This is a genomic window from Enterobacter sp. T1-1 (assembly GCF_000710795.1).
Classification (GTDB): Bacteria; Pseudomonadota; Gammaproteobacteria; order Enterobacterales; family Enterobacteriaceae; genus Enterobacter; species Enterobacter cloacae.
The window spans coordinates 1-24,435 of sequence record NZ_JALW01000056.1 but is presented as its reverse complement, the minus strand read 5'-3'; the positions used below and the strand labels follow the sequence as shown (position 1 = coordinate 24,435).

Below are 24,435 nucleotides of genomic sequence, written 5' to 3'. Positions count from 1 at the left end.
AATTTATCAATTTAAACAATGCGTTGTGATATATCGGTGGCGTCACAAAAGCAAAATATCGTAATTCGGAAATAAGATATGACCATTGCTGGTTAATTGAACAGCTCATTACACTCCATTAACACGATGTTGTGAAATCAGCATACGAAAATAAAGGTGCGATGATGATGCAATTAACCATGAAAGATAAAATTGGCTACGGGCTGGGTGACACCGCCTGCGGCTTTGTCTGGCAGGCCACCATGTTCCTGCTGGCTTACTTTTATACCGACGTGTTTGGCCTGTCGGCGGGCATTATGGGCACGCTGTTTTTGGTCTCCCGCGTGCTCGACGCCGTGACCGACCCGCTGATGGGGCTGCTGGTGGACCGCACCCGCACGCGCTACGGCCAGTTCCGCCCGTTCCTGCTGTGGGGGGCGATCCCGTTTGGCATCGTCTGCATGCTGACCTTCTACACGCCGGATTTCTCTGCGCAGGGCAAAATCATCTACGCCTGCGTAACCTACATTCTGCTGACCCTGGTCTACACCTTCGTTAACGTGCCGTACTGCGCCATGCCGGGCGTGATTACCGCCGACCCGAAAGAGCGTCACGCCCTGCAGTCGTGGCGTTTCTTCCTGGCGGCGGCGGGCTCGCTTGCCATTAGCGGCATCGCGCTGCCGCTGGTGAGCATCATCGGCAAAGGGGACGAGCAGGTGGGCTATTTCGGCGCCATGTGTGTGCTGGGGCTGACCGGCGTGGTGCTGCTCTACGTCTGCTTCTTTACCACCAAAGAGCGCTACACCTTTGAGGTTCAGCCGGGCTCGTCGGTGGCGAAAGACCTTAAGCTGCTGCTGGGCAACGGCCAGTGGCGGATCATGTGCGCGTTCAAGATGATGGCGACCTGCTCTAACGTGGTACGCGGCGGGGCGACGCTCTACTTCGTCAAATACGTGATGGATCACCCGGAGATGGCGACCCAGTTTTTACTCTACGGCAGCCTCGCCACCATGTTTGGCTCGCTCTGCTCCTCCCGCCTGCTGGGGCGCTTCGACCGCGTTACCGCCTTCAAGTGGATCATCGTCGCCTACTCGCTGATCAGCCTGCTGATTTTCGTCACCCCGGCGGAGCATATCGCCCTGATTTTCGCCCTCAATATCCTGTTCCTGTTCGTCTTCAACACCACCACGCCGCTGCAGTGGCTGATGGCCTCTGACGTGGTGGATTACGAGGAGAGCCGCAGCGGGCGACGCCTCGACGGGCTGGTGTTCTCCACCTATCTGTTCAGCCTGAAGATTGGCCTGGCGATTGGCGGGGCGGTGGTGGGCTGGATCCTCGCGTACGTCAACTACTCCGCCAGCAGCAGCGTGCAGCCGGTGGAGGTGCTGACCACCATCAAAATTCTGTTCTGCGTGGTGCCGGTGGTGCTCTACGTGGGCATGTTCATCATGCTGTCGTTCTATAAGCTCACCGATGCCCGCGTGGAGGCCATCAGCCAGCAGCTGATCAAGCACCGCGCGGCGCAGGGCGAGGCCGTTCCCGACGCAGCGACAGCCGCATCCCATTAACCGGAGGCAATATGGAAATCACCAACCCAATACTCACCGGCTTCAACCCGGATCCGTCTTTATGCCGCCAGGGCGAGGACTACTACATCGCCACCTCGACCTTCGAGTGGTTCCCGGGCGTGCGCATCTACCACTCCCGCGACCTGAAAAACTGGTCGCTGGTCAGCACGCCGCTGGACCGCGTGTCGATGCTGGACATGAAGGGCAACCCGGACTCCGGCGGCATCTGGGCACCGTGTCTGAGCTACGCCGACGGCAAATTCTGGCTGCTCTACACCGACGTAAAGATTGTCGACTCGCCGTGGAAAAACGGCCGCAACTTCCTGGTCACCGCGCCGACCATCGAGGGCCCGTGGAGCGAGCCGATCCCGATGGGCAACGGCGGGTTTGACCCGTCCCTGTTCCACGACGACGACGGCCGCAAGTACTACCTCTACCGTCCGTGGGGGCCGCGCCACCACAGCAACCCGCACAACACCATCGTGATGCAGGAATTCGATCCGCAGACCGGCACGCTCTCGCCCGAGCGCAAAACGCTGTTTACCGGCACGCCGCTCTGCTACACCGAAGGCGCGCACCTGTACCGCCACGCGGGATGGTACTACCTGATGGTCGCCGAAGGCGGCACCAGCTACGAGCACGCGGTTGTGGTGCTGCGTTCAAAAACCATCGACGGGCCGTACGAGCTGCACCCGGAGGTGACGATGATGACCAGCTGGCACCTGCCGGAGAACCCGCTGCAGAAGAGCGGCCACGGCTCGCTGCTGCAGACCCATACCGGGGAATGGTATATGGCCTACCTCACCAGCCGCCCGCTGCGCCTGCCCGGCGTGCCGCTGCTGGCCACCGGCGGACGCGGCTACTGTCCGCTGGGGCGCGAAACCGGCATCGCCCGCATTGAATGGCGCGACGGCTGGCCGTACGTGGAAGGCGGCAAGCACGCGCAGTTGACCGTGAAAGGCCCACAGGTGGCGGAACAGCCTGCATCCGTTACGGGCAGCTGGCGGGAGGATTTCGACGGCAGCACGCTTGACCCGGAACTGCAGACCCTGCGCATCCCGTTCGACGACACCCTCGGCTCACTCACCGCGCGCCCCGGCTATTTACGGCTCTACGGCAACGACTCGCTCAACTCGACCTTCACCCAGTCGACCGTGGCGCGCCGCTGGCAGCACTTCGTCTTCCGCTCAGAAACGCGGATGCAGTTCTCACCGGTTCACTTCCAGCAAAGCGCGGGGCTGACCTGCTACTACAACAGCAAAAACTGGAGCTACTGCTTTGTGGACTACGAGGAGGGGCAGGGGAGAACCATCAAGGTTATTCAGCTCGACCACAATGTGCCGTCATGGCCGCTGCACGAGCAGCCGATTCCGGTGCCGGAGAATGCGGAGAGCATCTGGCTGCGGGTGGATGTGGATACGCTGGTCTACCGCTACAGCTACTCGTTTGACGGCGAGACGTGGCACACCGTGCCGGTAACGTATGAGGCGTGGAAGCTGTCGGACGACTACATCGGCGGGCGCGGTTTCTTCACCGGCGCGTTTGTGGGGCTGCACTGCGAGGACATCAGCGGCGACGGCTGCCACGCGGACTTCGACTACTTCACCTACGAGCCGGTTTAACGGCTCAGGCCGGGTAGCCCAGCGCGCGTGAGAGCTGGAGCCCGGCCTGCTGAAGCTGCTCGCGGAAATTAGCCAGCCCGGCATCGTCCACGCGCGAGGTCAGCGTCGACAGGCTCAGGGCGGCAATCACGCGGGATTCATGGTTCCACACCGGCACCGCCACGCAGCGCACGCCCTGCTCGTTCTCTTCGCTGTCCAGAGCGTAACCCTGCTCGCGGGTCTGCGCGAGGGCGCTCATTAAGGCTTCGCGAGAGGCGAGGGTGGAAGGGGTATAGGTGGTGTACTGATAGCCCTCAAGCAGGGCGTTCAGCTCGGTCTCGCCCAGCCAGGCAATCAACACCTTGCCGATGGCGGTGGCGTGAACCGGCAGACGGCGGCCAATGCGCGAATAGGCGATGGCGGCCAGCTTGCCTTCAATCTTCTCGATATAAACCCCTTCACGCCCGTCCAGGATCCCCAGATGGGTGGTCTGCCCGGTCAGCCGGGACAGCTCCATCAGCCAGCCTTTCGCCTTCTGCCGAATATCGATGGAGCCCACGACGAAATGACCGCGCTCGACCAGCTTCATGCCGAGGCGATACTTGCCGTTCTCCGGGTTCTGATCGATATAGCCATGCAGCTGCAGGGTTTTCAGCAGCGAGTGGAGGGTACTCTTGCTCAGCCCCATCAGTTTGCTGATGTCGGTGATCTTAAGCTCGGTGGCCTGCTCGTTGAACAGGTCGAGGATCTGCAACGCACGTTCAACAGACTGAATAATCGGCATAATGCTGGTATGTCCACGCTGGAATTAAGGCGAAAACGTACCTTTTTCGGGGTGAAAAATCAATGAAATGGAGGTAAAAGCAAAAACGACAACCCTGTTGTCGTTTTTTAGTGTTTTCCCCCTCTCCCCGTGGGAGAGGGCCGGGGTGAGGGCACCAGACCGCAGAGGATCCAATCACTCCCCAAGCGTCGCCACCATCACCGCCTTAATCGTATGCATCCGGTTTTCCGCCTGGTCAAACACGATGCTCGCCGCCGACTCAAACACCTCGTCCGTCACTTCCATCCCGCCGTGCAGGTCGAACTCTTTCGCCATCTGCTTGCCGAGCGTGGTCTGGTCGTCATGGAACGCGGGCAGACAGTGCAGGAATTTCACGTTCGGGTTGCCGGTCAACGCCATCATCTGCGCGTTCACCTGATACCCGCGCAGCAGCGCAATCCGCTCCGCCCACTTCTCTTTGGCTTCGCCCATCGACACCCACACGTCGGTATAGATAAAGTCCGCACCCTTCACGCCCGCCGCCACGTCTTCCGTCAGGGTGATCTTCCCGCCGTGCTTCTCCGCCAGCGCGCTGCACTCCGCCACCAGGCTCTCTTCCGGCCAGCAGGCCTTCGGAGCCACCAGACGCAGATCCAGCCCGGTCAGCGCTGCCGCTTCCAGCATTGAGTTGCCCATGTTGTTGCGCGCGTCGCCCGCGTAGACCAGCGTCATCTCGTTAAACGCCTTGCCCGGCAGGTGCTCCTGCATGGTCAGCAGGTCCGCCAGCAGCTGCGTTGGGTGGAACTCGTTGGTCAGCCCGTTCCATACCGGCACGCCCGCGTACTGCGCCAGCGTCTCGACCACTTCCTGGCCGTGACCGCGATACTGAATGCCGTCGTACATCCGCCCGAGCACGCGCGCGGTGTCCTTAATTGACTCTTTATGCCCAATCTGGCTGCCGCTCGGCCCTAAATAGGTAACGCGCGCGCCCTGGTCAAATGCGGCAACTTCGAAAGAGCATCGTGTACGGGTTGAGTCTTTTTCGAAGATGAGCGCGATGTTTTTGCCAGTAAGCTTTTGTACTTCCTTGCCATTTTTTTTATCGGCTTTGAGCTGTGCGGCAAGAGTCAGCAGAGAAGTAAACTGTGCAGGGGTAAAGTCGAGCAATTTCAGAAAGTGTTTCTTGTACAGATCAGACATTTTATCCTCACATGGCGAACGCCACTTATTGAATTAAAATTCACTTTATATGTGTAATTATTCATTTGCAACCCCGTTTAACAAATCTTTCTTACAAAGGTGGAGGCAAACACGTCCGTGTGTGAAAATAGAAGTATCTGCCGCACTTTAAAGAGGAATGACCCATGGCAAACCCGGAACACCTGGAAGAACAACGCGAAGAGACGCGTCTGATTATTGAAGAGCTGCTGGAAGACGGTAGCGATCCGGACGCGCTGTACACCATCGAGCACCATTTCTCTGCGGATGATTTCGACGCGCTGGAAAAAATGGCGGTGGAAGCTTTTAAACTGGGTTACGAAGTCACCGAGCCGGAAGAGCTGGAAGTGGAAGAGGGCGATACCGTCATCTGCTGCGACATCCTGAGCGAAGGCGCGCTGAAGGCGGAGCTGATCGACGCGCAGGTAGAACAGCTGATGAACCTGGCCGAGAAGTTTGACGTGGAGTACGACGGCTGGGGAACCTACTTCGAAGATCCGAACGGTGAAGACGGCGAAGAAGGCGACGACGAAGATTACGTCGACGAAGACGACGACGGCGTGCGTCACTAAGCGTTTCAGGCGGTGGCGCGCGCCACCGCTTTTTCAAGGCAGAACCATGGATTACCCGCAGATACTCGCCCCCGTACTCAACTTCCTCCAGTGCCCGACCCCGCAAGCATGGATTGATAAAGCCCGCGACCCGGCGAACCTGCCGCTGCTGCTCACCGACCACATGGTGTGCGAGCTCAAGGCCGCCCAGACCGCGCTGCTGCTGGTGCGTAAATACGTCGCCGACGAAAGCGGTGCCGACGCGCTGCTCGACTGGCTCAACCCCTACGAACAGTTCACCTTCCGCGACGGCCCGGAGCCGGACTTCATCGCCCTGCACAGGCAGATTGGCAAAAGCGTGATGCCCAAAACCGACGACCCGTGGGGCCAGGCGCTCATCGACAGCATGGTGCTGCTGATTAAAGAGGAGCTGCACCACTTCTGGCAGGTGCGTGAGGCGATGCTGGCCCGCGACATTCCGTACGTCAAAATCACCGCCAGCCGCTATGCCAAAGGGATGCTGAAGGAAGTGCGCACCCACGAACCGCTGACGCTGATCGACAAGCTCATCTGCGGCGCCTACATCGAAGCCCGCTCCTGCGAACGCTTCGCCGCGCTGGCCCCGTTCCTCGACGACGACCTGCAGAAGTTCTATCTCTCGCTGCTGCGCTCGGAAGCGCGCCATTATCAGGACTACCTGACGCTGGCCCAGCAGGTGAGCGACGACGATATCTCACCGCGTATAAAGCTTTTTGGCGAAATTGAAGCCACACTTATCTCGACACCGGACAACGAGTTTCGCTTCCACAGCGGCGTGCCGGTGTAAACCGGCATAACTCAAGGATAAGGATGCGAGATGAATAAAACGTGGACCCGTATTGTTATTGTCGTCATTGCGGCTGCCGCCGTGGCGTTCTGGGTGTTTTTCGACAGGCAGCGCGCCCCGGAACGGCAGATGGATAACGCCCTCAACGCGATGCCCGCCTGGCAGGTGATTAAGGAGCAGGAGCCCGCGCTGCATCAGCGCATCCTCGACCAGATGGCCGCCCTGCAAAAAGCGGGCGAGCCGGAGCAGCAGATTATCGACACCATCCAGCCGCAGATCCTGCATCTGCAGATGACGCGCCTGCAAAACGCCCCGGACGCCAACGTGGTGAACTACATGACCATCAACATGGAGCAGACCGCCGCCATCCAGAAGGTGAGCGACGACGCCTGCTTCCGCTTCCTCTACCCGATGGTGAAGGGCGGCATCAACCCGATGCGCATGCTGGATAAAGACCTGATGGCGCGGCGCATGCAGGCCGACGCCGACATGATGCGCGCGGCCTACGGCAAAAACAGCCACACCGTGACCCCGGCCGAGCGCGAGGCGGCAGTCGAAGATGTGCGGCCGATTATGAAGGCGCTTGCCGATAAGTACGGTGAGGACATCCAGCTGCTGCAGATGCCGGAGAAGGCGGTGGGCAAAGAGAAGCTCTCCTGCGATATGGTGCAGGAGATGTGGGTCAAGGTGCTGGCGCTGCCGGAACAGAAGGCTGCGAGGGTGATTCGGCTGGCGGTGTCTGAGCTGGACTGAAGAAGGGCGCTGGTTTTTTGGGCACTTAGCGCGGGTTTCGCGCGTCGTCGCTTGCATGGCGGCGCGCGACAGGTATAATCCACAACGTTTCCGCATCCCCTTCAGTGCCGAAGTGGCGAAATCGGTAGACGCAGTTGATTCAAAATCAACCGTAGAAATACGTGCCGGTTCGAGTCCGGCCTTCGGCACCAAGTCACTAAATTCCTTACAATACAGGTAGTTAGACAATAAAATCTGTCTCTTTTGCCTGTAAGAAATGCTCTGTTATGTCCCTTGAAAAAGCCGCTGTGGTTGATAGTGGTAATTGGGATGTTAACTCATAGCGGCGTGTCGTTCCAAGCGTCAAACACGTACTGACTCAACTTGAAAGCTATGACGTAGCCACTGTCTCTAAACAATCCCAAAAACTTTTAGTGAAGCGCATTTAAGCCCGATGCCCCCGTTCTGTCGCCGTCGCGAGACGCCGCAGGGGATAAACAGGTTTATGGTGGTCACGGTACTTGCAGACCATATGCAAGCTCTGCCAGCGGTTCGGCCTCGCTCCCCTTGGGTACATGGTCATCCTGATAAGCCTCACTAACTGACATAACTGTGATGTAGTCGCCATAGGCTCCGCTTGTTGCTATACCACCAACGGGGCTTTATGACTTATATTGTTCTAATTCACAAGGCAGGTTTAACGTACGGGTTAACCGGTGAAGAGGACAAAACATGTTAGAGGAAGTCTATAATTTATTTTACTTCTCCCCCGATGGTAAAACTATCAGCCATGTAGGAATCGCTACTCATAATTTATCGGGGAGCGACGATGAGAAACTTTCTTTCTTGAAAAAGAATATTAATTCTGACTTATGCTCGTGTGAATACTTTGACGTCAGTCCGCAGTGCCTTGGAACTAATAAAACCTTATCTGTGGGGCGTTACATGGCTTTAGCTAGAAGAGGAATTGCGACGTTAGTTTATGAACTTGCCCTGCAAGCCAAAAGGGCAACAGATAATCCATTAGTTATATGCACTGCTGTTGTTAATGGACAAATAAAGGTGGATGGAAATATTGACGTCAATAAAGAACTAAGAAGAGATGACTTTCCCTCTAACTCAATACCGGGAGTGAGAGATATGCCTGACTATTTAGACAAATACATAGTTGATGGGCATTTTTATATTAAAGATTTGTTAGTAGATGATCATGTCAAAGCGATACATCTTCTTTTTAATAATAAACATTATCTTTCAAGTATTAAATTGTTAATGTCATTTATCGATACTGTGGCTTTTTTAGAATTTGGCGATGTAAATAAAGCCTTTCCAGTTTGGCTTGATAAATATTGTGAACTATCGACGCTAAAAATAACATCAAACGAACTTTATGAGTTAAGGCATTCACTTCTTCATATGACAAACCTTAACTCCCGTAAAGTAATACAGGGTGTTGAAAGGCGTATAAGCTATAGTATTGGCCCAGTCGGTACACCCACAAGAGAGCATGATGGGATAGTGTTTTTTAATTATTTAGATTTTATACCGTTATTTGAAAGTGCTATGGATAAATGGTTAGCAACGTATGATGGCGAGAAAATAATAACTTTTATTGAACGGTATGACCAAGTTGTCCGCGAAAATTATTAGTTTATACTCTTAGTTAATTATTTTATAATCTACGGAATGTCAGGGGGGGCAAGCTACCAATGAAAAATAATATACTAGCAGATGCCTTGTTGCAGGCTGTGGATAAAATTGGGCCTGAAAACTCTATTTCTAATATTGTTAACTCAAGTAAGCAAGCGAAGGAGTTAAAAAGAAAAGCCTATGCGCAGTCGATGACATTAAATGAGTTACTTCGAGTTAAAGATGAATACCTCAAAATAGTAAATGATCCTATTACTTCTAAAGAAAAGAAACAAGAGCTTTTAGAGATGATAAGGTCTTTAAATTATGAAATTAAAATCAAAGGAAAGGTTGGTAGAAAACCCTTTCTGATTAATGAAAGCCTGGTCGACGTTACCTTAGCTAAAGGAAATATCGATACTGCTCAGTTACGTCAATTTAAAAGAACAAAGCCACCTCATAAATTAGTGCCGCCCTCATCAGAAAACAAGTTTTTACCCTATAACCAAGAGTTTGTTGAGCGAGATAGAATACGCAAGGAATTGATTGCTATTGAAGCCAAAGCTGAACTGGAGAGAATGGCCATTCTTTCTCGTGTCACATACACTAAAATAAATCTAGCCGACACAACAAAAAAGAAAAATACTTCTTTAGAAAAGCATGAGGTTAAATCTCCTTCTGCATCAGTCAAGGAGGAAGTAACAAAAGAATTTTACTTTAACAAAGAATTGTATAGTGTTTTAATTAGAACAATGCCTGTTTCGCAAGCTTATAAGATAGCTAAAAGTCGTGAGTTAGCATTGCAGTACTATGATAGTAGAATTATTCCCGGAGAGTATTATTACTTTAATGCCCTTACATATCTCCTCGCTATGAGGAAGAAAAACAAAACTGAGGCTCTCTGTGTTGCACGCAATCAGCAGCAATCTGAAGAATTTCTCTATAATTTGATCACGGTTGGTTATCGTGTTCAGAAGCGACTCGCTAATATAATGGCGTTACCTGAAAAGGAAAAATATGTTAAAAAACCAACCTCTCTTGAGGGGATAGATTTAAAGTTAATTTCAAGTAATGTCGAACGTACTATCCAGTTACGAAGAATTAGTGATCAGCAAAGTTTCCGTAGAAGAGTGGAACTGAATTTCAAAGGTAAATGTGCGGTTACAGGGCAGTCAGCACAAACACTTCTTCAAGCTTGCCATCTGGAGGACTATAGTTTTTCACACAACATGGACACGAGTAACGGCATACTCCTAACCTCCGATTGCCATAGGATGTTTGATAGTGGTGAACTTGGCATAAATCCTGAAACACTTACTGTTCATTTTAATGTCGACTGCATATATTCAAGAATATTTGAGGGGAAAAAAATTGGTGATCATTCAGTGAATCTAGATAAAGAAAAGCTTCTAAGAAAGTGGGAGTTGTTTTTGAATAAAAGAGCATCTTCAATCGAATGTAAATAGGATTCATAAGCACAATAAAAGTTCACCTTCACAAATCATTATAGCCCTCTAAAAACCGTACATCCGGCTTCAAAAATTGCACGCTTATACTTTTCCCTCCCTCAACGGTTAAGGCTTCAACTTCCCCCGTGCGCCTCTCCCAGCCGAAGGCTGGGCGGGCTGTATATTGATTTGCCTTCCTCTGCGGCGTTTATGACCCTGTTTCGCGTTCTGATCATGAGGCTGTGGGTTAGGGTTACTCTTCTCTTTAAACGCTAAATCACTCTTGAATCTCCACTGTTAATGCACTTTGCGTTGATGCTTGGCGCTTCTCTTGGCTGTCGTTATTGTTTTGGCTTCGGTGTCATCAATCGTTCGATTCTTGCTACCTGCCTGAGTGATTACTATCTGGTGTCATCAATTTAGGGTTTGACTAAATGCTACCACTAATGCAATGATGCTACCGTTTTGTGATACCAGACGGGTGAGGTGAACCATGAGGACTTTTATCTACTGCCGCGTTTCAACACGCGAGCAGGATACGCAGAATCAGGTGCTGGCTATTGAGCGTGCCGGGTACACGGTGCCTGAGAGCAGGGTAATCAGCGAGGACATTTCCGGCAGCGTTCAGGCTATGCAGCGCCCTAAGTTTCGGGCGATGGTTGAGCATAAGCTGGAAGCGGGAGATCAGCTTGTCGTGCTGAAACTGGACAGGCTGGGGCGCGACAACATCGACGTGCAACAGACCATCGACATGCTGTTAGAACGTGGCGTGAAGGTGGTGTCTCTTGACCTGCCTGCGCGTGATCTGACTTCATCTGAGGGCAAGCTAATCCGCCAGATGTTTGGAGCTTTTGCTGAGTTCGAGCGAAACCGTATCCGTGAGAGGACGCTTGACGGGCTGGAGAAGGCGAAAGCCAATGGCGTTAAGCTGGGACGCAAAGAAGCCACCGACACCACTCAAAAGGTGCAGGAGCTGCGGAGTGAGGGGCTGTCTCAATCGAAGGTAGCGAAGCGTCTCGGCGTTAGCGTGAGCACCGTTAAACGCCACTGGAACAAGGGCGAGGGATGATGACCTACAAGCGAACGAGGTGCTACGACTGGCCGTTACTGGGCTGTGGGTGATGGGTGGCCTACAGCTTTTATAGGAATATCAGGGTGTTATGTTATGCGTAATCTCGTAATGCTATGATTTATAGTGTATTTTCGTATTACTTGCGGCTCTTGATGCGAAGAGATGGCGGGGCTTTAGCCGTGCCAGACGATGAGCATCAAGATCAGATTGTGAATGTGATTCATCACTGAACAATTCGAGGGATGGGGCAGGGGAAGGGATCAAAGGCTGCGTTGTCCAATCACTAAGCGAGATTTGAAGCTGGTCAACACGTTAGTAGTATCTTTAAAGTTGCATTTGAAATACATGTACAGGAAAGGGTTCTTCCCTTACATCCCTTCTCCTAAATGTAGTTACGAGTGCTTCGCTCTCTTCACTTGCTGCGCTTCTCGCTATGCTCCAGCCCGCTCCATCGCCTTTGGCTCATTCCCGGTCTTCGCCCGCTGCTGATGCTCGGCCACTCTACGCAACCGTGCTTGCCGTGGCAGGCAACGCGGCGGGGATGTGTAGTGGAACGGTACTCTTTATCGGTATTGTTAATTTAATCAATCATATACTGTTATCGGTAGGTATTCTTCAAAACATCTTCATTCATTTCTGTATCGTTCAATCATCTTTCTTGTTCGTTTCCTTTCAGGTCTTAGCCGTCGGTCATTGGTCTTACTGCCTGCTGTGCTACTGCCAGCTATGGCACGCCGTCACGGTCTACTGTCTGTCATCTGTCCTACTGCCTTCACTGTCTGCCGTCTGTCAGTCCTACGGTCTGCCATCCGTCATCCGTTCGGCGCTCGCTTGTTTCGGCTGCGCCGCGCTCGCTCTGCGTATCTAGCGATACTTATCACTATAGATGCTTTCATAATTATCTAATGATTACAGTAATTTATATTTTTAATTTTAAAGGCTACTAATAAGGAGATATAGAGCATTACTTTCCCGCTTTTGACCGACAAAAATCGCGCTGTTAAGTATTGCCAGCCCAGGCTCAGTAAGGCTTAGCGAGGTTGTGGTTAAAAATTGACCTAATGAAAGTATCTACTAAGGAGAAAGAATAACTCCCGAAGCGAGACAAACTCTCCGATTTTGAAAGTGACTATTAAGGCAGATAAAGACACTGACACTGTTGCCGACATGAAAACCTCTATAAGGGCAGAGAGTCTGCCGCACCTGTACCACCGCCCCAACCTGAGCTAATACCTACCCCTATTTTCTGGAGATTTCACCATGCCAACAAACCTATGCCGCCTGCTTGTGCAGGCTGCCGACGCTGACCCGCTCAATACTGCGGACGCAGATGTACAGCAAATGATCGCTGACGGGATTGTTATTCGACGTTCCAAGATATGCCCTGTAAAGCGTAAACCCGTTAAGGCGGCATACAACACAAAGATCGAAGAGTTTTATTACAATGCAGATGGCTCCGCGATGACCTTGCGGGAGTGGCGAACGCTGCACGGTGTTCAACCGAAGAAACAAAAACAGCGCTCTGACGCTGGGTTGCGGCAAGTCATCCAGCCCGGCGACGTGATTCACTGTCGACGCGCTGAGATTGAGCAATGGCTAAATAAAAAGCCTGCTCGTTATGTTGAACCACTGCCGCCAGATTTCCCCGGCGTTCGCGTTGACGATGCCGCATTGAAACCGCGCGAGCACGCCGTGCCGGAATCAACAACCGGACAGAATGCTTTTCTCAAAGCCTGCCGCGAGTTTCTGATTTGCGATGAGAAGACCATGCGCCGCATTAACAGGGGCATGAGTAAACTGGAAGCGATGCGCAACGCAGATTTCAAACGCTACGGAGACTCAGGGGAGTTTCGTCAATTGTGGTGTGGAGAGTCTAAACCTACCGAGGATAAATTTAACAGTACAAATCATCATTGTGACCCAAACGGCTTGGCAGTGTCGCCGTCTGTGCCGTCACTGAATACAGCCTCTTATGAGTTCCGCCCGCTGGTTCGCTGTGACCGAAACGCACGCGTTAGCCTGCTGCCACCCGATGGGCTGGAGTGGAGGCCGGGGCAGTTGTCTGTTGCTGATGCGATCTTCTCCCGTGGTAGTGATGTGCTGGCCGTTCTGCCGACTGGGTATGGGAAAAGCGCCGCCTTCACTTATCCATTGATTTATGAATCCCGCGCTGGCGTTGGCCTGTCTGTTATCGTTGTTCCTACTAATACCCTTAAGCGTCAGATTCTCCGCCAGTTGCGGGAGGCTGGCATTCACGCTGTGGCATTTGGCGATAAGCTACCGAGGCACCGCAACGCACAACAACTGGCGGGACTAGCTGCCGGGGCGTTCCGGGTTGCTGTTGTTTCGCCTGAACATCTGGTTCCGTCGAGTCAGGTTCTCGCGGCGCTGATGGCTTATGGCGTTGATCGTTTTATTATCGATGAGGCACACACGGTCAAAGACTGGGATTTCCGCCCAGCTTACGACGCAATGCAGCACACACTACAGAATGCTTTTCCCTCGGCTCAACGCTGCGTGTTTACGGCTACTCTACTACGTGAAAATGAGCGCGGTTTAATGGAGGCGCTGGGATGCCGTGGCAATTACGTCACATTCCGTGCTGATGTTGCTCGCGAGAATATACAGTTGATTCCGGTCAGGCAGTGCCGCCAGCGATACTGTGCGGCTGTTGGTCTGGCCGAGGCTCTGCCGGATGAAGAGAAGACGCTCATTCTCGTCAATGACCTTAAGACGTTGCGGGCGTACCTGAAACTCTTAGGTGACCGGGCGCGGCCATATCACTCGAAGACGATGCATCTGAGTAACGAAGAACGCCACGCAAACGCTGAGTGGTTTGCCACTACGCCGGGCGCAATTCTGGTTGCAACTAAAGCCTTCGGGCTGGGTGCTGATATTCCTGATATCCGTAACGTTGTCGTGACATACATCCCCGATGACTTGCCTGATCTCGTTCAGATGATCGGACGTGCCGGGCGCGATGGGGAACCTGCCCGCGCGTTTCTGCTGTGGTCATCGCTGGCGCTGGATGCTGCGCCTGATGAGCTTGCTTACTTCTACCGCCCTGAAAACTGCAACTGGCAGTGCATCGCTAAATACCTCTGAGTCGAAAGGCTCTCCCTGATTCTCTGGAGTTAATCATATGTCTGTTACCGAACACGCGCAGCGTCGTGCTGCGCGTGCGGATGCGCTCATCACCGCACAACTTGCCTTCGCCCTGAACGGCTATTCCTTTGATGGATTGGCTGAGCACCACCGCCAGACCCTTAACCGTGAGGCTTTGTTACGTCAAGCAAGTACGCCTCTACAGCGATATTGCCTGCTCAATAACTGTGAGCCTTGGGAATGTCTGGCCGCTCTGCTGAATAGATTTCGACGCCGGGAGGATGGCGCTCGTCTTTGGCCGACCTATCGCATGGCTCGTGAGGTCTTTAATGGGGCTGTTCACCCTGCCGACAAGACGCGCGACGAGATATTTCAATCTGTGCAGCGTCGCCTGTTTTTACCAAAGCCAGTACATGCCGAGGTCATTCAACACCTGCGTGCAATGGGGCTAACTGGAGACAACCACCAATGACGAAATCTGAATTTGAAAATGAAACGTGGCGAATGAAAGGCTTGCTTCTTGGGGCGCTGATTCGCCGCCTTGAGGAAGATAAGGCTGGCGAGTCGCGCATGGCCGCAGCGGAGTTATCCAGTGCGGTCAACTTCCTCAAGGCCAACGCCGTAGAAGCGCCGGACACATCATTTAATCGTGTATTTGAGGATGACGAGCAATGACACCCGCAGAGTTTAGAACATGGTTTGCCACCCTGCCGCCGAATTATCAGAGCGCCGCACGCACCATGTACGACAACGCCCGCAAGTCGGGCACACATACCGCATCAAGCCTTGCGCTGATCCACACGCTGGTTACTGACCAGATTAAATTTGATTCGGAGTTTAATTTATGACTTTGAGTATTACCGATATCCAGCGCATTAACGCGCTGGCTCATAAGCACCTAAAGAACAATGAAGAGATTGCAGCGGAGACAGGTCATACCCTGACCGATATTGATGCTGTAATCCGTGGCGTCTATGTCGATGACTTGGCCGAAAATTGGAAAGACGATGCTGATATCACTCTGGCGGAGTACAACGCCATCCGCAGCCGCCATAAGCCCGGCAAGCTGCACCGCGATACAGAGTTTATGATTGCCCGCGATATGCTGATTCGCCCTGAGACTGTGCTGGCTATCGCCCATTCCCGCTTTAGCAACGTCCACACTCACCCAGTGCCGAAAGCCGTCAAAGCAAAGCCGGAGAAAGCGAAAGTAGTGCGCAAGTTGGTGCCTACTGATTTAGATGAAATTCACAAGTTAGAGCGCTTCGGTTGGCCTGCTGCGGAGATCGCCGGGAAGCTGGGCGTCCCTGTTGAGGTCGTCGCGCATGTGCAACGCTGCCTGAGAAATCGTTGGTCGTACCCGGATACTCTGGAGTCTGTTAACTCCAAATTCAGCGAGGCTGAATGATGGCAGAGAACGAACCTCTGCACCCCGCCGTTAACCCTGATCTCTACGTGAACCTTGACGAACAACGTGAAGGATACGCCCCGTTTGAATCACGCGGCTGGGATGTACTGACAAAGAACCTGTCCGGGGAAGGGCGAACTGACCCCGGCCAAATGCTTAACCAGAATCCGAAACAACGCCCGCGCGGCTCCGTTGGTGAGCGTCGTTGGCTTCGTAAACGTGGATTACTTTAACGAGGAATTACCATGAGCAAAACTATCGTATTGCTGCCGCCACGCAAGAATACAGACTGGGCTGCGCAATTAAAGCTGATTTCTGAATCGCTTGAGGTGAGTCAGGCAGATCTCGCCCGCGCCTATCAGGTTGATCGTCAGGATATGGGTAAAGCGTATCACGGTATGCGCAAACTGCCGGAGCGTTGTGTGCCTGTTCATATGCTGTTGTTAGCGCAGGTACACGACTTTAGAGCTTTATCAGGAGAATAATTTATGTCTGACCAGAATGTTAATCCGTACCTTTCCGGTGCTGATGCTGCATCGCAGCAATCGCCATACATGGCTGCACCTGTTGGAGCTGACAATGGCGCATCCCGCTTTAGTTCTGCGCCTGCTGATGCTGATTTCCTCCGTACCCAGCCCGTTAACGGCAATGCTGGTGGTCAATGGCATAATGGCAATATCGCAAATCAGCAAGACCAGAACGCTGACAGCGCCGGGGCGCAGGTGGGCGATACTATCCCCCTGATGGATGGAACCGCTGTAGAGTTGACTCCTGAACTTCATGGGCTGATGGGGCAATTTCACCAGTCTGTCGAAAGCCAGCTAGGTCAGGGTACAGTTGACGCGATGTTGCAGTACGCTGGCACGCTCGACGCCGGGACGCAATCAACCCTTGAACGGATGGTCATGTCTGGCGACCCCGCGCAGATGTCGCGTGCGGTTCAGTATCTGCAAGAGCGTATGGCCGCTGGCTCTGCCACTGGTTATGTCCCGTCGCAGGGGAACACATATGGTCAGCCCGCCGCGCAACCTGTCGGAATGTCTCATGCTGAGTTTATTACAGCGTATGACCAGCTTTCGCAGTGGGCGCAGCAATCAGGGTATGGCCCCGGCCATCGTCAGTACGACGAGCAATACCGCGCTCTGGTTGCGCAGCGCTCCGCTGGCAAACGTGCTGGCCGCTAAGCAATTGCCTGTCCTGTCTTCCCCACGTCTTAACCTTACGTTTTAGAGCCTGAATCGCGTTGTACATCGCCAGATGTGCATTCGTACACCTGCGCCTGTAAAACGCGAAATTACCTCTCAAACACCACACATAAACCCACTTTGCATTGAGATCTGACAATGACCTTACTGACACCTGAAAACGTGGCAGCGGCTAGGGCTGCCCGTAGCACGAGGATTGAACACTGGAAAGCCAATGCCAGCCAGCTTAAACAGGACTTTGCTGACGAAGCGCACTGGCGGCGGCTCGCCTCACTCTACGGCGTGCGTATGCCCTCGGCGTATGTTCCCGGCTCTGAGCTGCGATTGTTGCGCAGGGCGGCCAAACGCACGGGCATCTCTGGTGCTGATATGCGCGATGCTTTTGGTGGGGGCGTTGCGCACCTGCACGAGCTTAATCCCCGCTGGCCTGCTTTCGCGCTTATCGGCCTGATTCTTGAGGTAGCTGCTGAAAAAGCTGCTGCCTGACCCGTCACATTCTCTTTTCCCATTTCTATAAATCGCGCTGGCTATCGCTGGCGCGGGAGCTATTCCTATGATTGACAATGTTTATACCCCTGATCAATTCCGCCCGCACTGGGGCGGTGTAGATGCTGACAACGACATTCACATTGAAGCGTATGACCGGGACGTTCAGACCCGTCTTGAGTCAAAGAGCGTCTTTCTGGCCGAGGGGCTGAGCACATACAAGCCGCTGAAAGCCAGCAACCAATACCGCATTGATCGCCTGAGTGGTGATCTTGAGGTGAAGGGCAGAACCGCAGGGCAATCGCTGGAGCCAACCGCTGTTAAGTCGGACAAGCTGATTATCTCTGTGGATACGCTGAGTTATATCCGCATCCCGATTGATTATCAGGATGACTGGACTGCACCCACCTTTCGCGCAGAGCTGAGCCGCAATATCGGCACTGCGCACGCTAAGTTCTACGACGAAGCGCATACCATCCAGTTAATCAAAGCGACTGACTTTGTACCACCGCCGACACTGCAACCAACGTTTAACCCGCTTACGGATAATGTTGTCTCGCTCGACCTGACCACGGGGAGCGAAGAGGATGCAGCTAACGAACTGGTTCACGCTATCAAAGCTGCTGTTAATCGATTCCTGACTGAGAAAGATATTCCGGTGGCGGAGCTGGTACTGCTTATCGACCCAGCTTGGTTCAGCATCCTGATGGAACATAAGATGCTGATGAACGTCCGTTACAGCCGGGATAGTGGCAACGATTACGCATGGCGTCGTGTTGGCTATGTCGCTGGGGTGCGAGTTATTGAGCTGAACAGTTACCCGCAGGAAGCCATTACCGGGCATGAACTGGGCGCTGATTATGACGTTACCGCAGAGGAAGCGATGACGAGGGCAACGCTGTTTAAACCTTCCTCGGTACTGTTGACGGTCGAAGCGCAGAGCGTCATCAATCGCCAGTGGGATGATGAACGCGAAATAACGATGGTGATGGACTCATATCGCCTGTTCAACGTTGGGCTGCGTCGTCCTGACTGCGTTATCAATTTCCGACAAGCTGCATAACTGGAGGGGCTGAGTCATGGTTAATGATGCTTACGCCCCTGAGCTGTTGCGATTCCTTTTCCTGTATGACCCGGTGACAGGTCGCCTGCACCATAAAGCTAACCGACGCCGGGTTAAGGCTGGCTCCTATGCTGACTCCACCCGGCGAGCTGATGGCTATCGTCAAGTTGCCCTGCGACTTGATGGCAAGCAGTACCAGCTAAAAGCCCATCGCGTGGCGTGGATTCTTGCGCATGGCGCTATTCCTTACGGTAAGCAGATCGATCACATCAACGGTATCCGTGACGACAACCGCCTATGCAATCTGCGCTTGGTTACGCAGCGGGAAAACGACCAGAACCGACGCAAGGCAAGGGGGTATAGCTGGAATAAGGGCTGTAGCAAATGGGAGGCTTACATACGCGTAGATGGTGTACTCCGTCACCTTGGCTTATTTACTACCGAAGCGGCGGCGCGTGCTGCCTATCTAAAAGCTAAAGCCAGATACCATCCCTCAACGCCAGCCGATTTGTTGCAGGCTGCCTAATCCTCGGAGGTTCCATATATGGCTGATGAAAAGCCAATTAAACCGCTGGCATGTGATGACCCACGCCGCCAGCGGTACGCCGAACTGTTGGCGCAGGCTGGCCGCATGACTATTCCCCGACTGCATCCGGGCGATGCTAATAGTGTTATGAGTCAGCTTGCGACAACGCTCGGCGCACCTGTCCCGATAGTGGGTGCTATGACGGAGCACGCCGCTGCATGGCGTGCCTGTCTGCTGGATCAAGGACTTGGCGATCTTCTGGATGGATTGAGTAAACAGGTGCTGACAATCTTCTTTCTGCTTTGCTGGAGAGACAGCGCCTTGCGATTGGCTGGTAAGCAAAAGGAACTGCTGGATATAGCTATCGAAGGAATGACGCTTAAACAAGCCAGTGAAGCGAGAGCAAACGATATAAAGAGGAATGCTTATGGCATTGACGATTAAATTAAGGTGGCGGTACATCGAGCCGCCGCCAATGACTGGCGCACTCGCTGACTTGAAACAGTGGGTAATGGATACAGGAGAGCCTGAGCTTGAGGCTGAATTTCGTAGGCTGCTAGGGCTGATGCGCCGCAATGGTATCAGTGACGAACATGTTAATGCGATGGCCGATGAGCTTTATGCTTTGGTACGCCAACGCCAGCGCGAAGAATACGAAGCCTGCAAGCGGGCTGCGTCTGACAATGGAGACTTTGAATCATGGTTACACGGACAGACCAACTACTAATAAGAAAAGCGATGCGGGGCTATCTGGAACACCTCGGCAATATGCCGCTGGCGGAACGGATTACAAACGCTGCTGCATTCGAAGATGTTTATCGCTTTCTGTTGAATGGTTCCGGGCGGCTGGAGTTGCGCCGCGCTGATGTGGCCGCTGTCCGTGTCTTCCTGTGGAATTATCAATACCGACGCTGTGCGGTGACAGGTAAGCCGCTGCGCCTCACGTCTGCCGTGCTAGATCACTGCCACCGAACCGGGCGCGTGCGTGCTGTGGTGCATCGTTCTGCTAACGCTGCTGAGGGAGGCCGCTACGTTGGGCGGACGTGTGGTGTTAGCGCTACGAATCTAAGGACTATGATTGGCAGCTATCGCAAGCAATACACTGGTATTGGCGTGTTATATCCATAACAGCGAGGTAATAAACCCCGCCGAAATAGTAGCGTAACCACTCAAACAGGAATGTTGTAGTAATGACAAATTGCATTAGTTAGTAGAGCTGGTGCAGCAGACGCTGCAATATTTAGCGTTCCCGCGTATGCTTTACCAATCATATTTACAACCCACTTCCCAAGGCTATCACTGAAATTGTCCGGGGTAGTTGGGGCTGGTGATTCTTGTATAGCTTGATGAAGGCTCTTAATATCTTCATCATTAGCGCCCCAATCCTTGAGCTGCTTTTCAAGCGAGTTGAAGTCTCCAGCGTTGACAGTATTATTTTGTGAAATGTCCCCGTTACCAGAGCCGATAACGCCAGCGTTGTTTACGTTGCCATGAATGTTGGTCACGTTATGGACAGTCATTGGTGCTACCTCTTTTTCTCTTAGTGAAAACTGTAACCCTTCGCCTAAAATACCCTTTGACTCTAAATCTAAAGACCAGTCGAGAATTTTATTCCTGACGGTAGTTATTACATGTTCTAAGATTCCCGGACTAATAACCCACACGATTTCTGTTTTTTGACCGATGCCTTCATACAACGTATCCGCCATCCAATCCGGTAAAGGAAGAAAAGGGGTTTCTCCTTTATTATTCATCTTTTTAACGGATGATATTGATTCTGTAATGTGAAACGTTGATACCATTGCATTTAATTCCGCGTCGTTGAAGTTGACCACAAGCGGAACCCAGCTTTGATGTTGGGGACTATATGCTTTTAACTGCGATTGACCTTTCCTGTATTCAGGAACCGTATCAAAGCTGGGATAGCCATTTAATTCGAGCTGTATCCACTCGGTCAAATCGCTGAGGCCGAGCTTCACTGCAATCATTTTGGCCTTCATGAGTACAGATAAAATATCGGAGTCGGGATCGCATGCTAGTGCTTGAAGTTCAAGAACTGGTGAGTTAGCCATATCAAGACCTTAGTATTGTTTTGATAGGGTATCTTACCCGCATCGAACCATGCAGTCTAAGGTTCGCAGGCTAAACTCACCCACGAGTTAGATGTTTATTCCTTCATGCTGGATGAGTTCGACATACTTACCGATCTCTATAGGGGAAGCTGCATTTTTCGAGTAAGTTTTGAAGCTCTCTGTACTCCCGCGCTCATGACCGACGAGCAGGGCAATACGATCCTCTGGTACTTGAGCACGGTCGAGCTGTTGCACAAACGCATGTCGGAGTGAATGAAACACTTTTCTCTCTGCGGCAGGTTCGCCAAGCGCTTTGCGCTTCGCCCGTGTGAACTGCTGGGTGTGCCACGTTGAACGCTTTCCGTCTGCCCGGTCTGTGATTGCGGCGTGATAGAACAGAAAACCGCTATGTGTGGTCTTGAGCAACGACTTCACGAGAGGGATTAGCTTGCTGTGTACTGGGACGATTCGTGCCGCGCTCTTGGTCTTCCCCTCGGTGATCTCAAAGCACAAAACGCCCTCGATGGTTTTAATACTGCTCTCACGCAGCGTACATATTTCATTGATCCGCATACCGCTGTAAGCACCAATAGCCGTTACCGCCTTCATCTCGTCATCAAGTAAGGCATAGATCTTTGCCAGCTCTCCCGGTGCGAAGACTTCATAGCTGACCTTGCTGCTTTTTGCTTCGAGCGCATGACCACGCCAAGGATTGTCCTGTGGTGCATCGTGATAGCGATTGCGTGCCAAATCCCAAATCTGTGCCAGTGCGCTTATATAGTTCTGGATGGTTTGCGGCGCTCGCTCAGTTTTGAGCTTATCTAACCAGCCTGTAACTATGGTTCGATTAATATCCCGCAACTGGATATCTTTCTTTTTCAGGTGGGTTAACAGCACCTCTACGGCTTTGTTGGTCTTGGATAGCGTGGTTAGCTTTCTCTTCTCGCTGTATTGGAGAAGATACAGATCGCGCATTTTAAGTAGGGAAGGGCAAGCCTGAACTGATGCACCAAATGATGCGGGGGCTTCCTTAGCATACACACTGACACGGCGTAGCTCATCAATGATTTGATCGACGGACGAGCCGCCTTGTGGCTTAAGCATATTCCGTAAGCGAGTCCATTCCAGAGCAATAGCATCGCGAAACAAACGCGCTTGCCGTATGTCTCGTGTCCCTGTGCTTTTCATAAAGTAGCGCTTCCCTTGGAACAGGTGGCGCATGTAGCTGGGAATAGCTATCCGCACGAGGTAATTCCCGCAGGGATCTAAAACTAGATAACGATCTCTCTTGAAACTCATACAAACCCCGGTTATGTTGTCGGGGCTTTTTCATGGCTAAACAGTCTGTGAAATGTGCCGGGGCTATGAGCTTTAGTCTCGCTACTTCAATGAGTTAACAATGATTATTGAAGCAAGCTAAGCCGCTATAACCCGTGCCGGTTCGAGTCCGGCCTTCGGCACCATTAGTACTTCCAAGACCATCCGAGAAAGTCCATAAAACTCTTTAAAATCAATGCTTTTATCGATTTTTATATCATGAATCGTCCGAGGTTGTCCGTTGAAATCCGGATGTCATTGGGGGGCATCTTAACTTCGACTAGAAATGTGCCCCCAAATGAAGCTCTACGCCAGACAGGTCGAGACCACAAAGCCAAAAGACAAATCTATAAAATGGCTGATGGCGGCGGTTTGTATCTCGAAGTTTCTGCCAAGTGTTCTAAATACTGGCGCATGAAATACAGACGCCCCTCAGACAAAAAAGAGGATTGCCTCGCTTTTGGTGTTTGGCCTACTGTGACGCTTACTCAGGCAAGAGCAAAGCGCGATGAAGCTAAAAAGCTGTTAGTGCAGAGCATTGATCCAAAAGCCGAACAGAAAGAAGCTCAGGCCGAGAATTCGGGTGCATATACTTTCGAAACTATTACTCGCGAATGGCATGCCAGTAACAAGCGATGGAGTGGAGACCATCGATCGCACGTCCTTCGCTATCTTGAGCTTTATATCCTCCCTCATGTCGGTTTATCCGACATTCGCCAGCTGAAAACCAGCCACCTATCAGCCCCGATTAATAAAGTTGATGCCAGTGGTAAACACGACGTCGCTCAGCGCATGCTACAGCGCGTTACGGCCATTATGCGTTATGCCGTACAGAACGATTACATCCACTCAAATCCAGCCAGTGATATGGCCGGTGCGCTATCTACAACTAAAGCGAGACATTGCCCCGCTCCGCTTCCCTGAGTTTCTTGCTCGTCTTGCTGCTTATCGTGGCCGTGTAATGACACGGATCGCGGTCGAGCATTCACTGCTGACTTTTGTTCGCTCTAGCGAAATGCATTTTGACCGTTGGGATGAGTTTGATTTTGAAAAGGCTCTCTGGCGTATACTGGCGAAGCGAGAAGAGATACAAGGCGTGCGTTACTCGCACCGTGGCATGAAGATGAAAGAGGAAGATATTGTTCCACTTAGCTTACAAGCTGTGGCGTTGTTAGAGCAGCTCAAGCAAATCAGTGGTGATAAAGCATTGCTCTTTCCGGGAGATCACGACGCAACGAAGGTTATGAGTGAAAACACTTTGAATAGTGCGTTACGCACGATGGGCTATGACACTAAGACCGAAGTTTGCGGGCACGGATTTAGAACGATGGCACGTGGTGCTTTAGGTGAGTCAGGCTTATGGAGCGATGACGCGATAGAACGCCAACTGAGCCATTTAGAACGCAATAATGTACGTGCTGCATATATTCATACATCTGAGCATTTGGATGAACACCGTTTGATGGTACAATGCTGGGCTGATTATTTGAATGGAGTTAAGGAGGAATAAATTCCTCCTTATGAATTCGCAAAATGTTGATTTTTGTTTGTCAGCGATTTTTATTAGCGCTAATATTTAGTTTGTAATATTTATTGCAATATCACCTCTTCTACCATGGCTAATCTGGAATTTTACCGGTTGACCAATTGTCAGCTTATCACCTGTTTTATTTTCATTAAGTCTGAAGTGGTATTCATTACCTTTCTCATCAACTACAAATCCAAAAAATCCTCTAGAAGAAACTTTCTTAATTTTTCCATTAATGGTAGCGGAAGTTTTTATTACTATTGTCATTCGTGGGGTCACCATTCACGAAGCGGTCGGTCAGCACGAAATAGACCGTAGCGTTTTGCCAGCTAAACGGC

Annotated in this window: 28 protein-coding genes, 1 tRNA gene and 1 pseudogene; 24 read left to right on the top strand and 6 right to left on the bottom strand. The window is 52.1% G+C overall.

The window, feature by feature from the left end:
- Window positions 1-164 precede the first annotated feature (164 nt).
- Together AK59_RS0118455 and AK59_RS0118450 are read left to right on the top strand one after the other, a co-directional pair.
- Entirely contained in the window at window positions 165-1,547 is a 1,383-nt protein-coding gene (locus AK59_RS0118455; RefSeq protein ID WP_029883479.1) for an MFS transporter, read from the top strand.
- A gap of 11 nt (window positions 1,548-1,558) precedes the next feature.
- Entirely contained in the window at window positions 1,559-3,169 is a 1,611-nt protein-coding gene (locus AK59_RS0118450) for a glycoside hydrolase family 43 protein (protein WP_029883478.1), read from the top strand.
- Between the two features lie 4 nt (window positions 3,170-3,173).
- Here AK59_RS0118450 and xynR read toward each other — a convergent pair whose 3' ends face one another.
- The 3 genes from xynR to argL all read right to left on the bottom strand — a co-directional run bounded on the left by xynR (window position 3,174) and on the right by argL (window position 5,176).
- Entirely contained in the window at window positions 3,174-3,932 is a 759-nt protein-coding gene (gene xynR / locus AK59_RS0118445; RefSeq protein ID WP_029883477.1) for a DNA-binding transcriptional repressor XynR, read from the bottom strand.
- A 174-nt stretch (window positions 3,933-4,106) separates the two neighbouring features.
- A complete protein-coding gene (argF, locus tag AK59_RS0118440; protein ID WP_023299201.1) occupies window positions 4,107-5,111 on the bottom strand; it encodes an ornithine carbamoyltransferase in 1,005 nt (334 codons plus the stop codon).
- Window positions 5,081-5,176 (bottom strand): putative translational regulatory protein ArgL, encoded by a 96-nt coding sequence (argL, locus tag AK59_RS1000000125300; RefSeq protein WP_213014347.1) that lies wholly within the window; start codon window positions 5,174-5,176, stop codon window positions 5,081-5,083. The genes argF and argL overlap by 31 nt, the downstream gene beginning before the upstream one ends.
- Before the next feature lie 99 nt (window positions 5,177-5,275).
- Here argL and rraB point away from each other — a divergent pair, with 99 nt between their 5' ends.
- The 21 genes from rraB (at window position 5,276) to AK59_RS0118335 (ending at window position 20,308) form a co-directional block, all read left to right on the top strand.
- Window positions 5,276-5,701, top strand: coding sequence for a ribonuclease E inhibitor RraB (gene rraB / locus AK59_RS0118435; RefSeq protein WP_006810300.1), 426 nt, complete (start codon window positions 5,276-5,278; stop codon window positions 5,699-5,701).
- A gap of 46 nt (window positions 5,702-5,747) precedes the next feature.
- Window positions 5,748-6,506, top strand: a complete 759-nt coding sequence (miaE, locus tag AK59_RS0118430) for a tRNA isopentenyl-2-thiomethyl-A-37 hydroxylase MiaE (protein WP_029883476.1) — start codon at window positions 5,748-5,750, stop codon at window positions 6,504-6,506.
- Between the two features lie 30 nt (window positions 6,507-6,536).
- Complete coding sequence (locus tag AK59_RS0118425) at window positions 6,537-7,259, top strand: hypothetical protein (RefSeq protein ID WP_029883475.1); 723 nt, start codon at window positions 6,537-6,539, stop codon at window positions 7,257-7,259.
- 106 nt (window positions 7,260-7,365) lie between these two features.
- Window positions 7,366-7,450 (top strand) — tRNA-Leu (locus tag AK59_RS0118420).
- Between the two features lie 520 nt (window positions 7,451-7,970).
- Window positions 7,971-8,888 carry a hypothetical protein gene (locus AK59_RS0118415; RefSeq protein WP_029883474.1) on the top strand — a complete coding sequence of 306 codons (918 nt, stop codon included), beginning with the start codon at window positions 7,971-7,973 and terminating at the stop codon, window positions 8,886-8,888.
- 59 nt (window positions 8,889-8,947) lie between these two features.
- Window positions 8,948-10,333, top strand: a complete 1,386-nt coding sequence (locus AK59_RS0118410) for an HNH endonuclease signature motif containing protein (RefSeq protein ID WP_029883473.1) — start codon at window positions 8,948-8,950, stop codon at window positions 10,331-10,333.
- 475 nt (window positions 10,334-10,808) lie between these two features.
- Window positions 10,809-11,384 carry a recombinase family protein gene (locus tag AK59_RS0118405; protein WP_023277344.1) on the top strand — a complete coding sequence of 192 codons (576 nt, stop codon included), beginning with the start codon at window positions 10,809-10,811 and terminating at the stop codon, window positions 11,382-11,384.
- A 1,263-nt stretch (window positions 11,385-12,647) separates the two neighbouring features.
- The gene (locus tag AK59_RS0118400; RefSeq protein ID WP_029883472.1) at window positions 12,648-14,492 is read left to right on the top strand and encodes a DEAD/DEAH box helicase; all 1,845 of its coding nucleotides are present in this window, start codon (window positions 12,648-12,650) and stop codon (window positions 14,490-14,492) included.
- Window positions 14,493-14,529: 37 nt separating this feature from the next.
- On the top strand, window positions 14,530-14,964 hold the full coding sequence (locus AK59_RS0118395) for a hypothetical protein (protein ID WP_029883471.1): 435 nt from the start codon (window positions 14,530-14,532) through the stop codon (window positions 14,962-14,964).
- Window positions 14,961-15,167, top strand: a complete 207-nt coding sequence (locus AK59_RS0118390; protein WP_015387042.1) for a hypothetical protein — start codon at window positions 14,961-14,963, stop codon at window positions 15,165-15,167. The genes AK59_RS0118395 and AK59_RS0118390 overlap by 4 nt, the downstream gene beginning before the upstream one ends.
- Window positions 15,164-15,340, top strand: coding sequence for a hypothetical protein (locus tag AK59_RS1000000125140; protein ID WP_185949883.1), 177 nt, complete (start codon window positions 15,164-15,166; stop codon window positions 15,338-15,340). The genes AK59_RS0118390 and AK59_RS1000000125140 overlap by 4 nt, the downstream gene beginning before the upstream one ends.
- Window positions 15,337-15,900 carry a hypothetical protein gene (locus AK59_RS0118380; protein WP_029883470.1) on the top strand — a complete coding sequence of 188 codons (564 nt, stop codon included), beginning with the start codon at window positions 15,337-15,339 and terminating at the stop codon, window positions 15,898-15,900. The genes AK59_RS1000000125140 and AK59_RS0118380 overlap by 4 nt, the downstream gene beginning before the upstream one ends.
- Window positions 15,897-16,133: a hypothetical protein gene (locus AK59_RS0118375; RefSeq protein WP_227028241.1), complete on the top strand. Its 237-nt coding sequence runs from the start codon at window positions 15,897-15,899 to the stop codon at window positions 16,131-16,133. Before AK59_RS0118380 ends, AK59_RS0118375 begins: the two co-directional genes overlap by 4 nt.
- A gap of 12 nt (window positions 16,134-16,145) precedes the next feature.
- Complete coding sequence (locus tag AK59_RS0118370; protein WP_029883468.1) at window positions 16,146-16,385, top strand: hypothetical protein; 240 nt, start codon at window positions 16,146-16,148, stop codon at window positions 16,383-16,385.
- A gap of 3 nt (window positions 16,386-16,388) precedes the next feature.
- Window positions 16,389-17,084: a hypothetical protein gene (locus tag AK59_RS0118365; protein ID WP_029883467.1), complete on the top strand. Its 696-nt coding sequence runs from the start codon at window positions 16,389-16,391 to the stop codon at window positions 17,082-17,084.
- A 159-nt stretch (window positions 17,085-17,243) separates the two neighbouring features.
- Window positions 17,244-17,591 carry a hypothetical protein gene (locus AK59_RS0118360; protein ID WP_029883466.1) on the top strand — a complete coding sequence of 116 codons (348 nt, stop codon included), beginning with the start codon at window positions 17,244-17,246 and terminating at the stop codon, window positions 17,589-17,591.
- A 67-nt stretch (window positions 17,592-17,658) separates the two neighbouring features.
- A complete protein-coding gene (locus AK59_RS0118355) occupies window positions 17,659-18,654 on the top strand; it encodes a phage capsid protein (RefSeq protein ID WP_029883465.1) in 996 nt (331 codons plus the stop codon).
- Window positions 18,655-18,670: 16 nt separating this feature from the next.
- Window positions 18,671-19,180 (top strand): HNH endonuclease signature motif containing protein, encoded by a 510-nt coding sequence (locus AK59_RS0118350; protein ID WP_029883464.1) that lies wholly within the window; start codon window positions 18,671-18,673, stop codon window positions 19,178-19,180.
- Window positions 19,181-19,198: 18 nt separating this feature from the next.
- Complete coding sequence (locus AK59_RS0118345) at window positions 19,199-19,624, top strand: hypothetical protein (RefSeq protein ID WP_029883463.1); 426 nt, start codon at window positions 19,199-19,201, stop codon at window positions 19,622-19,624.
- A complete protein-coding gene (locus AK59_RS0118340; protein ID WP_029883462.1) occupies window positions 19,608-19,907 on the top strand; it encodes a hypothetical protein in 300 nt (99 codons plus the stop codon). Before AK59_RS0118345 ends, AK59_RS0118340 begins: the two co-directional genes overlap by 17 nt.
- Window positions 19,880-20,308, top strand: a complete 429-nt coding sequence (locus AK59_RS0118335) for an endonuclease domain-containing protein (RefSeq protein WP_029883461.1) — start codon at window positions 19,880-19,882, stop codon at window positions 20,306-20,308. The genes AK59_RS0118340 and AK59_RS0118335 overlap by 28 nt, the downstream gene beginning before the upstream one ends.
- Window positions 20,309-20,349: 41 nt before the next feature.
- Here AK59_RS0118335 and AK59_RS0118330 read toward each other — a convergent pair whose 3' ends face one another.
- Window positions 20,350-21,252 carry an AbiTii domain-containing protein gene (locus AK59_RS0118330; RefSeq protein ID WP_029883460.1) on the bottom strand — a complete coding sequence of 301 codons (903 nt, stop codon included), beginning with the start codon at window positions 21,250-21,252 and terminating at the stop codon, window positions 20,350-20,352.
- 87 nt (window positions 21,253-21,339) lie between these two features.
- Entirely contained in the window at window positions 21,340-22,551 is a 1,212-nt protein-coding gene (locus tag AK59_RS0118325) for a site-specific integrase (protein ID WP_029883459.1), read from the bottom strand.
- Between the two features lie 316 nt (window positions 22,552-22,867).
- On the opposite strand from AK59_RS0118325, the pseudogene AK59_RS01000000123840 reads away from it, so the two are divergent.
- Window positions 22,868-24,079: pseudogene (locus AK59_RS01000000123840) on the top strand (tyrosine-type recombinase/integrase).
- Between the two features lie 66 nt (window positions 24,080-24,145).
- Here AK59_RS01000000123840 and AK59_RS1000000124595 read toward each other — a convergent pair.
- Complete coding sequence (locus AK59_RS1000000124595) at window positions 24,146-24,364, bottom strand: cold shock domain-containing protein (RefSeq protein ID WP_072007039.1); 219 nt, start codon at window positions 24,362-24,364, stop codon at window positions 24,146-24,148.
- Window positions 24,365-24,435 lie beyond the last annotated feature (71 nt).

Bases quoted from the DNA above. Each gene is read 5' to 3' on its own strand.
- xynR (WP_029883477.1), bottom strand. From the start codon at position 3,932: ATGCCGATTATTCAGTCTGTTGAACGTGCGTTGCAGATCCTCGACCTG.
- AK59_RS0118325 (WP_029883459.1), bottom strand. From the start codon at position 22,551: ATGAGTTTCAAGAGAGATCGTTATCTAGTTTTAGATCCCTGCGGGAAT.
- AK59_RS0118345 (WP_029883463.1), top strand. From the start codon at position 19,199: ATGGCTGATGAAAAGCCAATTAAACCGCTGGCATGTGATGACCCACGC.
- rraB (WP_006810300.1), top strand. From the start codon at position 5,276: ATGGCAAACCCGGAACACCTGGAAGAACAACGCGAAGAGACGCGTCTG.
- AK59_RS0118390 (WP_015387042.1), top strand. From the start codon at position 14,961: ATGACGAAATCTGAATTTGAAAATGAAACGTGGCGAATGAAAGGCTTG.
- AK59_RS0118450 (WP_029883478.1), top strand. From the start codon at position 1,559: ATGGAAATCACCAACCCAATACTCACCGGCTTCAACCCGGATCCGTCT.
- miaE (WP_029883476.1), top strand. From the start codon at position 5,748: ATGGATTACCCGCAGATACTCGCCCCCGTACTCAACTTCCTCCAGTGC.
- AK59_RS0118380 (WP_029883470.1), top strand. From the start codon at position 15,337: ATGACTTTGAGTATTACCGATATCCAGCGCATTAACGCGCTGGCTCAT.
- AK59_RS0118410 (WP_029883473.1), top strand. From the start codon at position 8,948: ATGAAAAATAATATACTAGCAGATGCCTTGTTGCAGGCTGTGGATAAA.
- AK59_RS0118425 (WP_029883475.1), top strand. From the start codon at position 6,537: ATGAATAAAACGTGGACCCGTATTGTTATTGTCGTCATTGCGGCTGCC.
- AK59_RS1000000124595 (WP_072007039.1), bottom strand. From the start codon at position 24,364: ATGACAATAGTAATAAAAACTTCCGCTACCATTAATGGAAAAATTAAG.
- AK59_RS0118415 (WP_029883474.1), top strand. From the start codon at position 7,971: ATGTTAGAGGAAGTCTATAATTTATTTTACTTCTCCCCCGATGGTAAA.
- AK59_RS0118365 (WP_029883467.1), top strand. From the start codon at position 16,389: ATGTCTGACCAGAATGTTAATCCGTACCTTTCCGGTGCTGATGCTGCA.
- AK59_RS0118340 (WP_029883462.1), top strand. From the start codon at position 19,608: ATGGCATTGACGATTAAATTAAGGTGGCGGTACATCGAGCCGCCGCCA.
- AK59_RS0118400 (WP_029883472.1), top strand. From the start codon at position 12,648: ATGCCAACAAACCTATGCCGCCTGCTTGTGCAGGCTGCCGACGCTGAC.
- AK59_RS0118360 (WP_029883466.1), top strand. From the start codon at position 17,244: ATGACCTTACTGACACCTGAAAACGTGGCAGCGGCTAGGGCTGCCCGT.
- AK59_RS0118405 (WP_023277344.1), top strand. From the start codon at position 10,809: ATGAGGACTTTTATCTACTGCCGCGTTTCAACACGCGAGCAGGATACG.
- AK59_RS0118375 (WP_227028241.1), top strand. From the start codon at position 15,897: ATGATGGCAGAGAACGAACCTCTGCACCCCGCCGTTAACCCTGATCTC.
- argF (WP_023299201.1), bottom strand. From the start codon at position 5,111: ATGTCTGATCTGTACAAGAAACACTTTCTGAAATTGCTCGACTTTACC.
- AK59_RS0118355 (WP_029883465.1), top strand. From the start codon at position 17,659: ATGATTGACAATGTTTATACCCCTGATCAATTCCGCCCGCACTGGGGC.
- argL (WP_213014347.1), bottom strand. From the start codon at position 5,176: ATGAATAATTACACATATAAAGTGAATTTTAATTCAATAAGTGGCGTT.
- AK59_RS0118370 (WP_029883468.1), top strand. From the start codon at position 16,146: ATGAGCAAAACTATCGTATTGCTGCCGCCACGCAAGAATACAGACTGG.
- AK59_RS0118335 (WP_029883461.1), top strand. From the start codon at position 19,880: ATGGTTACACGGACAGACCAACTACTAATAAGAAAAGCGATGCGGGGC.
- AK59_RS0118455 (WP_029883479.1), top strand. From the start codon at position 165: ATGATGCAATTAACCATGAAAGATAAAATTGGCTACGGGCTGGGTGAC.
- AK59_RS0118350 (WP_029883464.1), top strand. From the start codon at position 18,671: ATGGTTAATGATGCTTACGCCCCTGAGCTGTTGCGATTCCTTTTCCTG.
- AK59_RS1000000125140 (WP_185949883.1), top strand. From the start codon at position 15,164: ATGACACCCGCAGAGTTTAGAACATGGTTTGCCACCCTGCCGCCGAAT.
- AK59_RS0118395 (WP_029883471.1), top strand. From the start codon at position 14,530: ATGTCTGTTACCGAACACGCGCAGCGTCGTGCTGCGCGTGCGGATGCG.
- AK59_RS0118330 (WP_029883460.1), bottom strand. From the start codon at position 21,252: ATGGCTAACTCACCAGTTCTTGAACTTCAAGCACTAGCATGCGATCCC.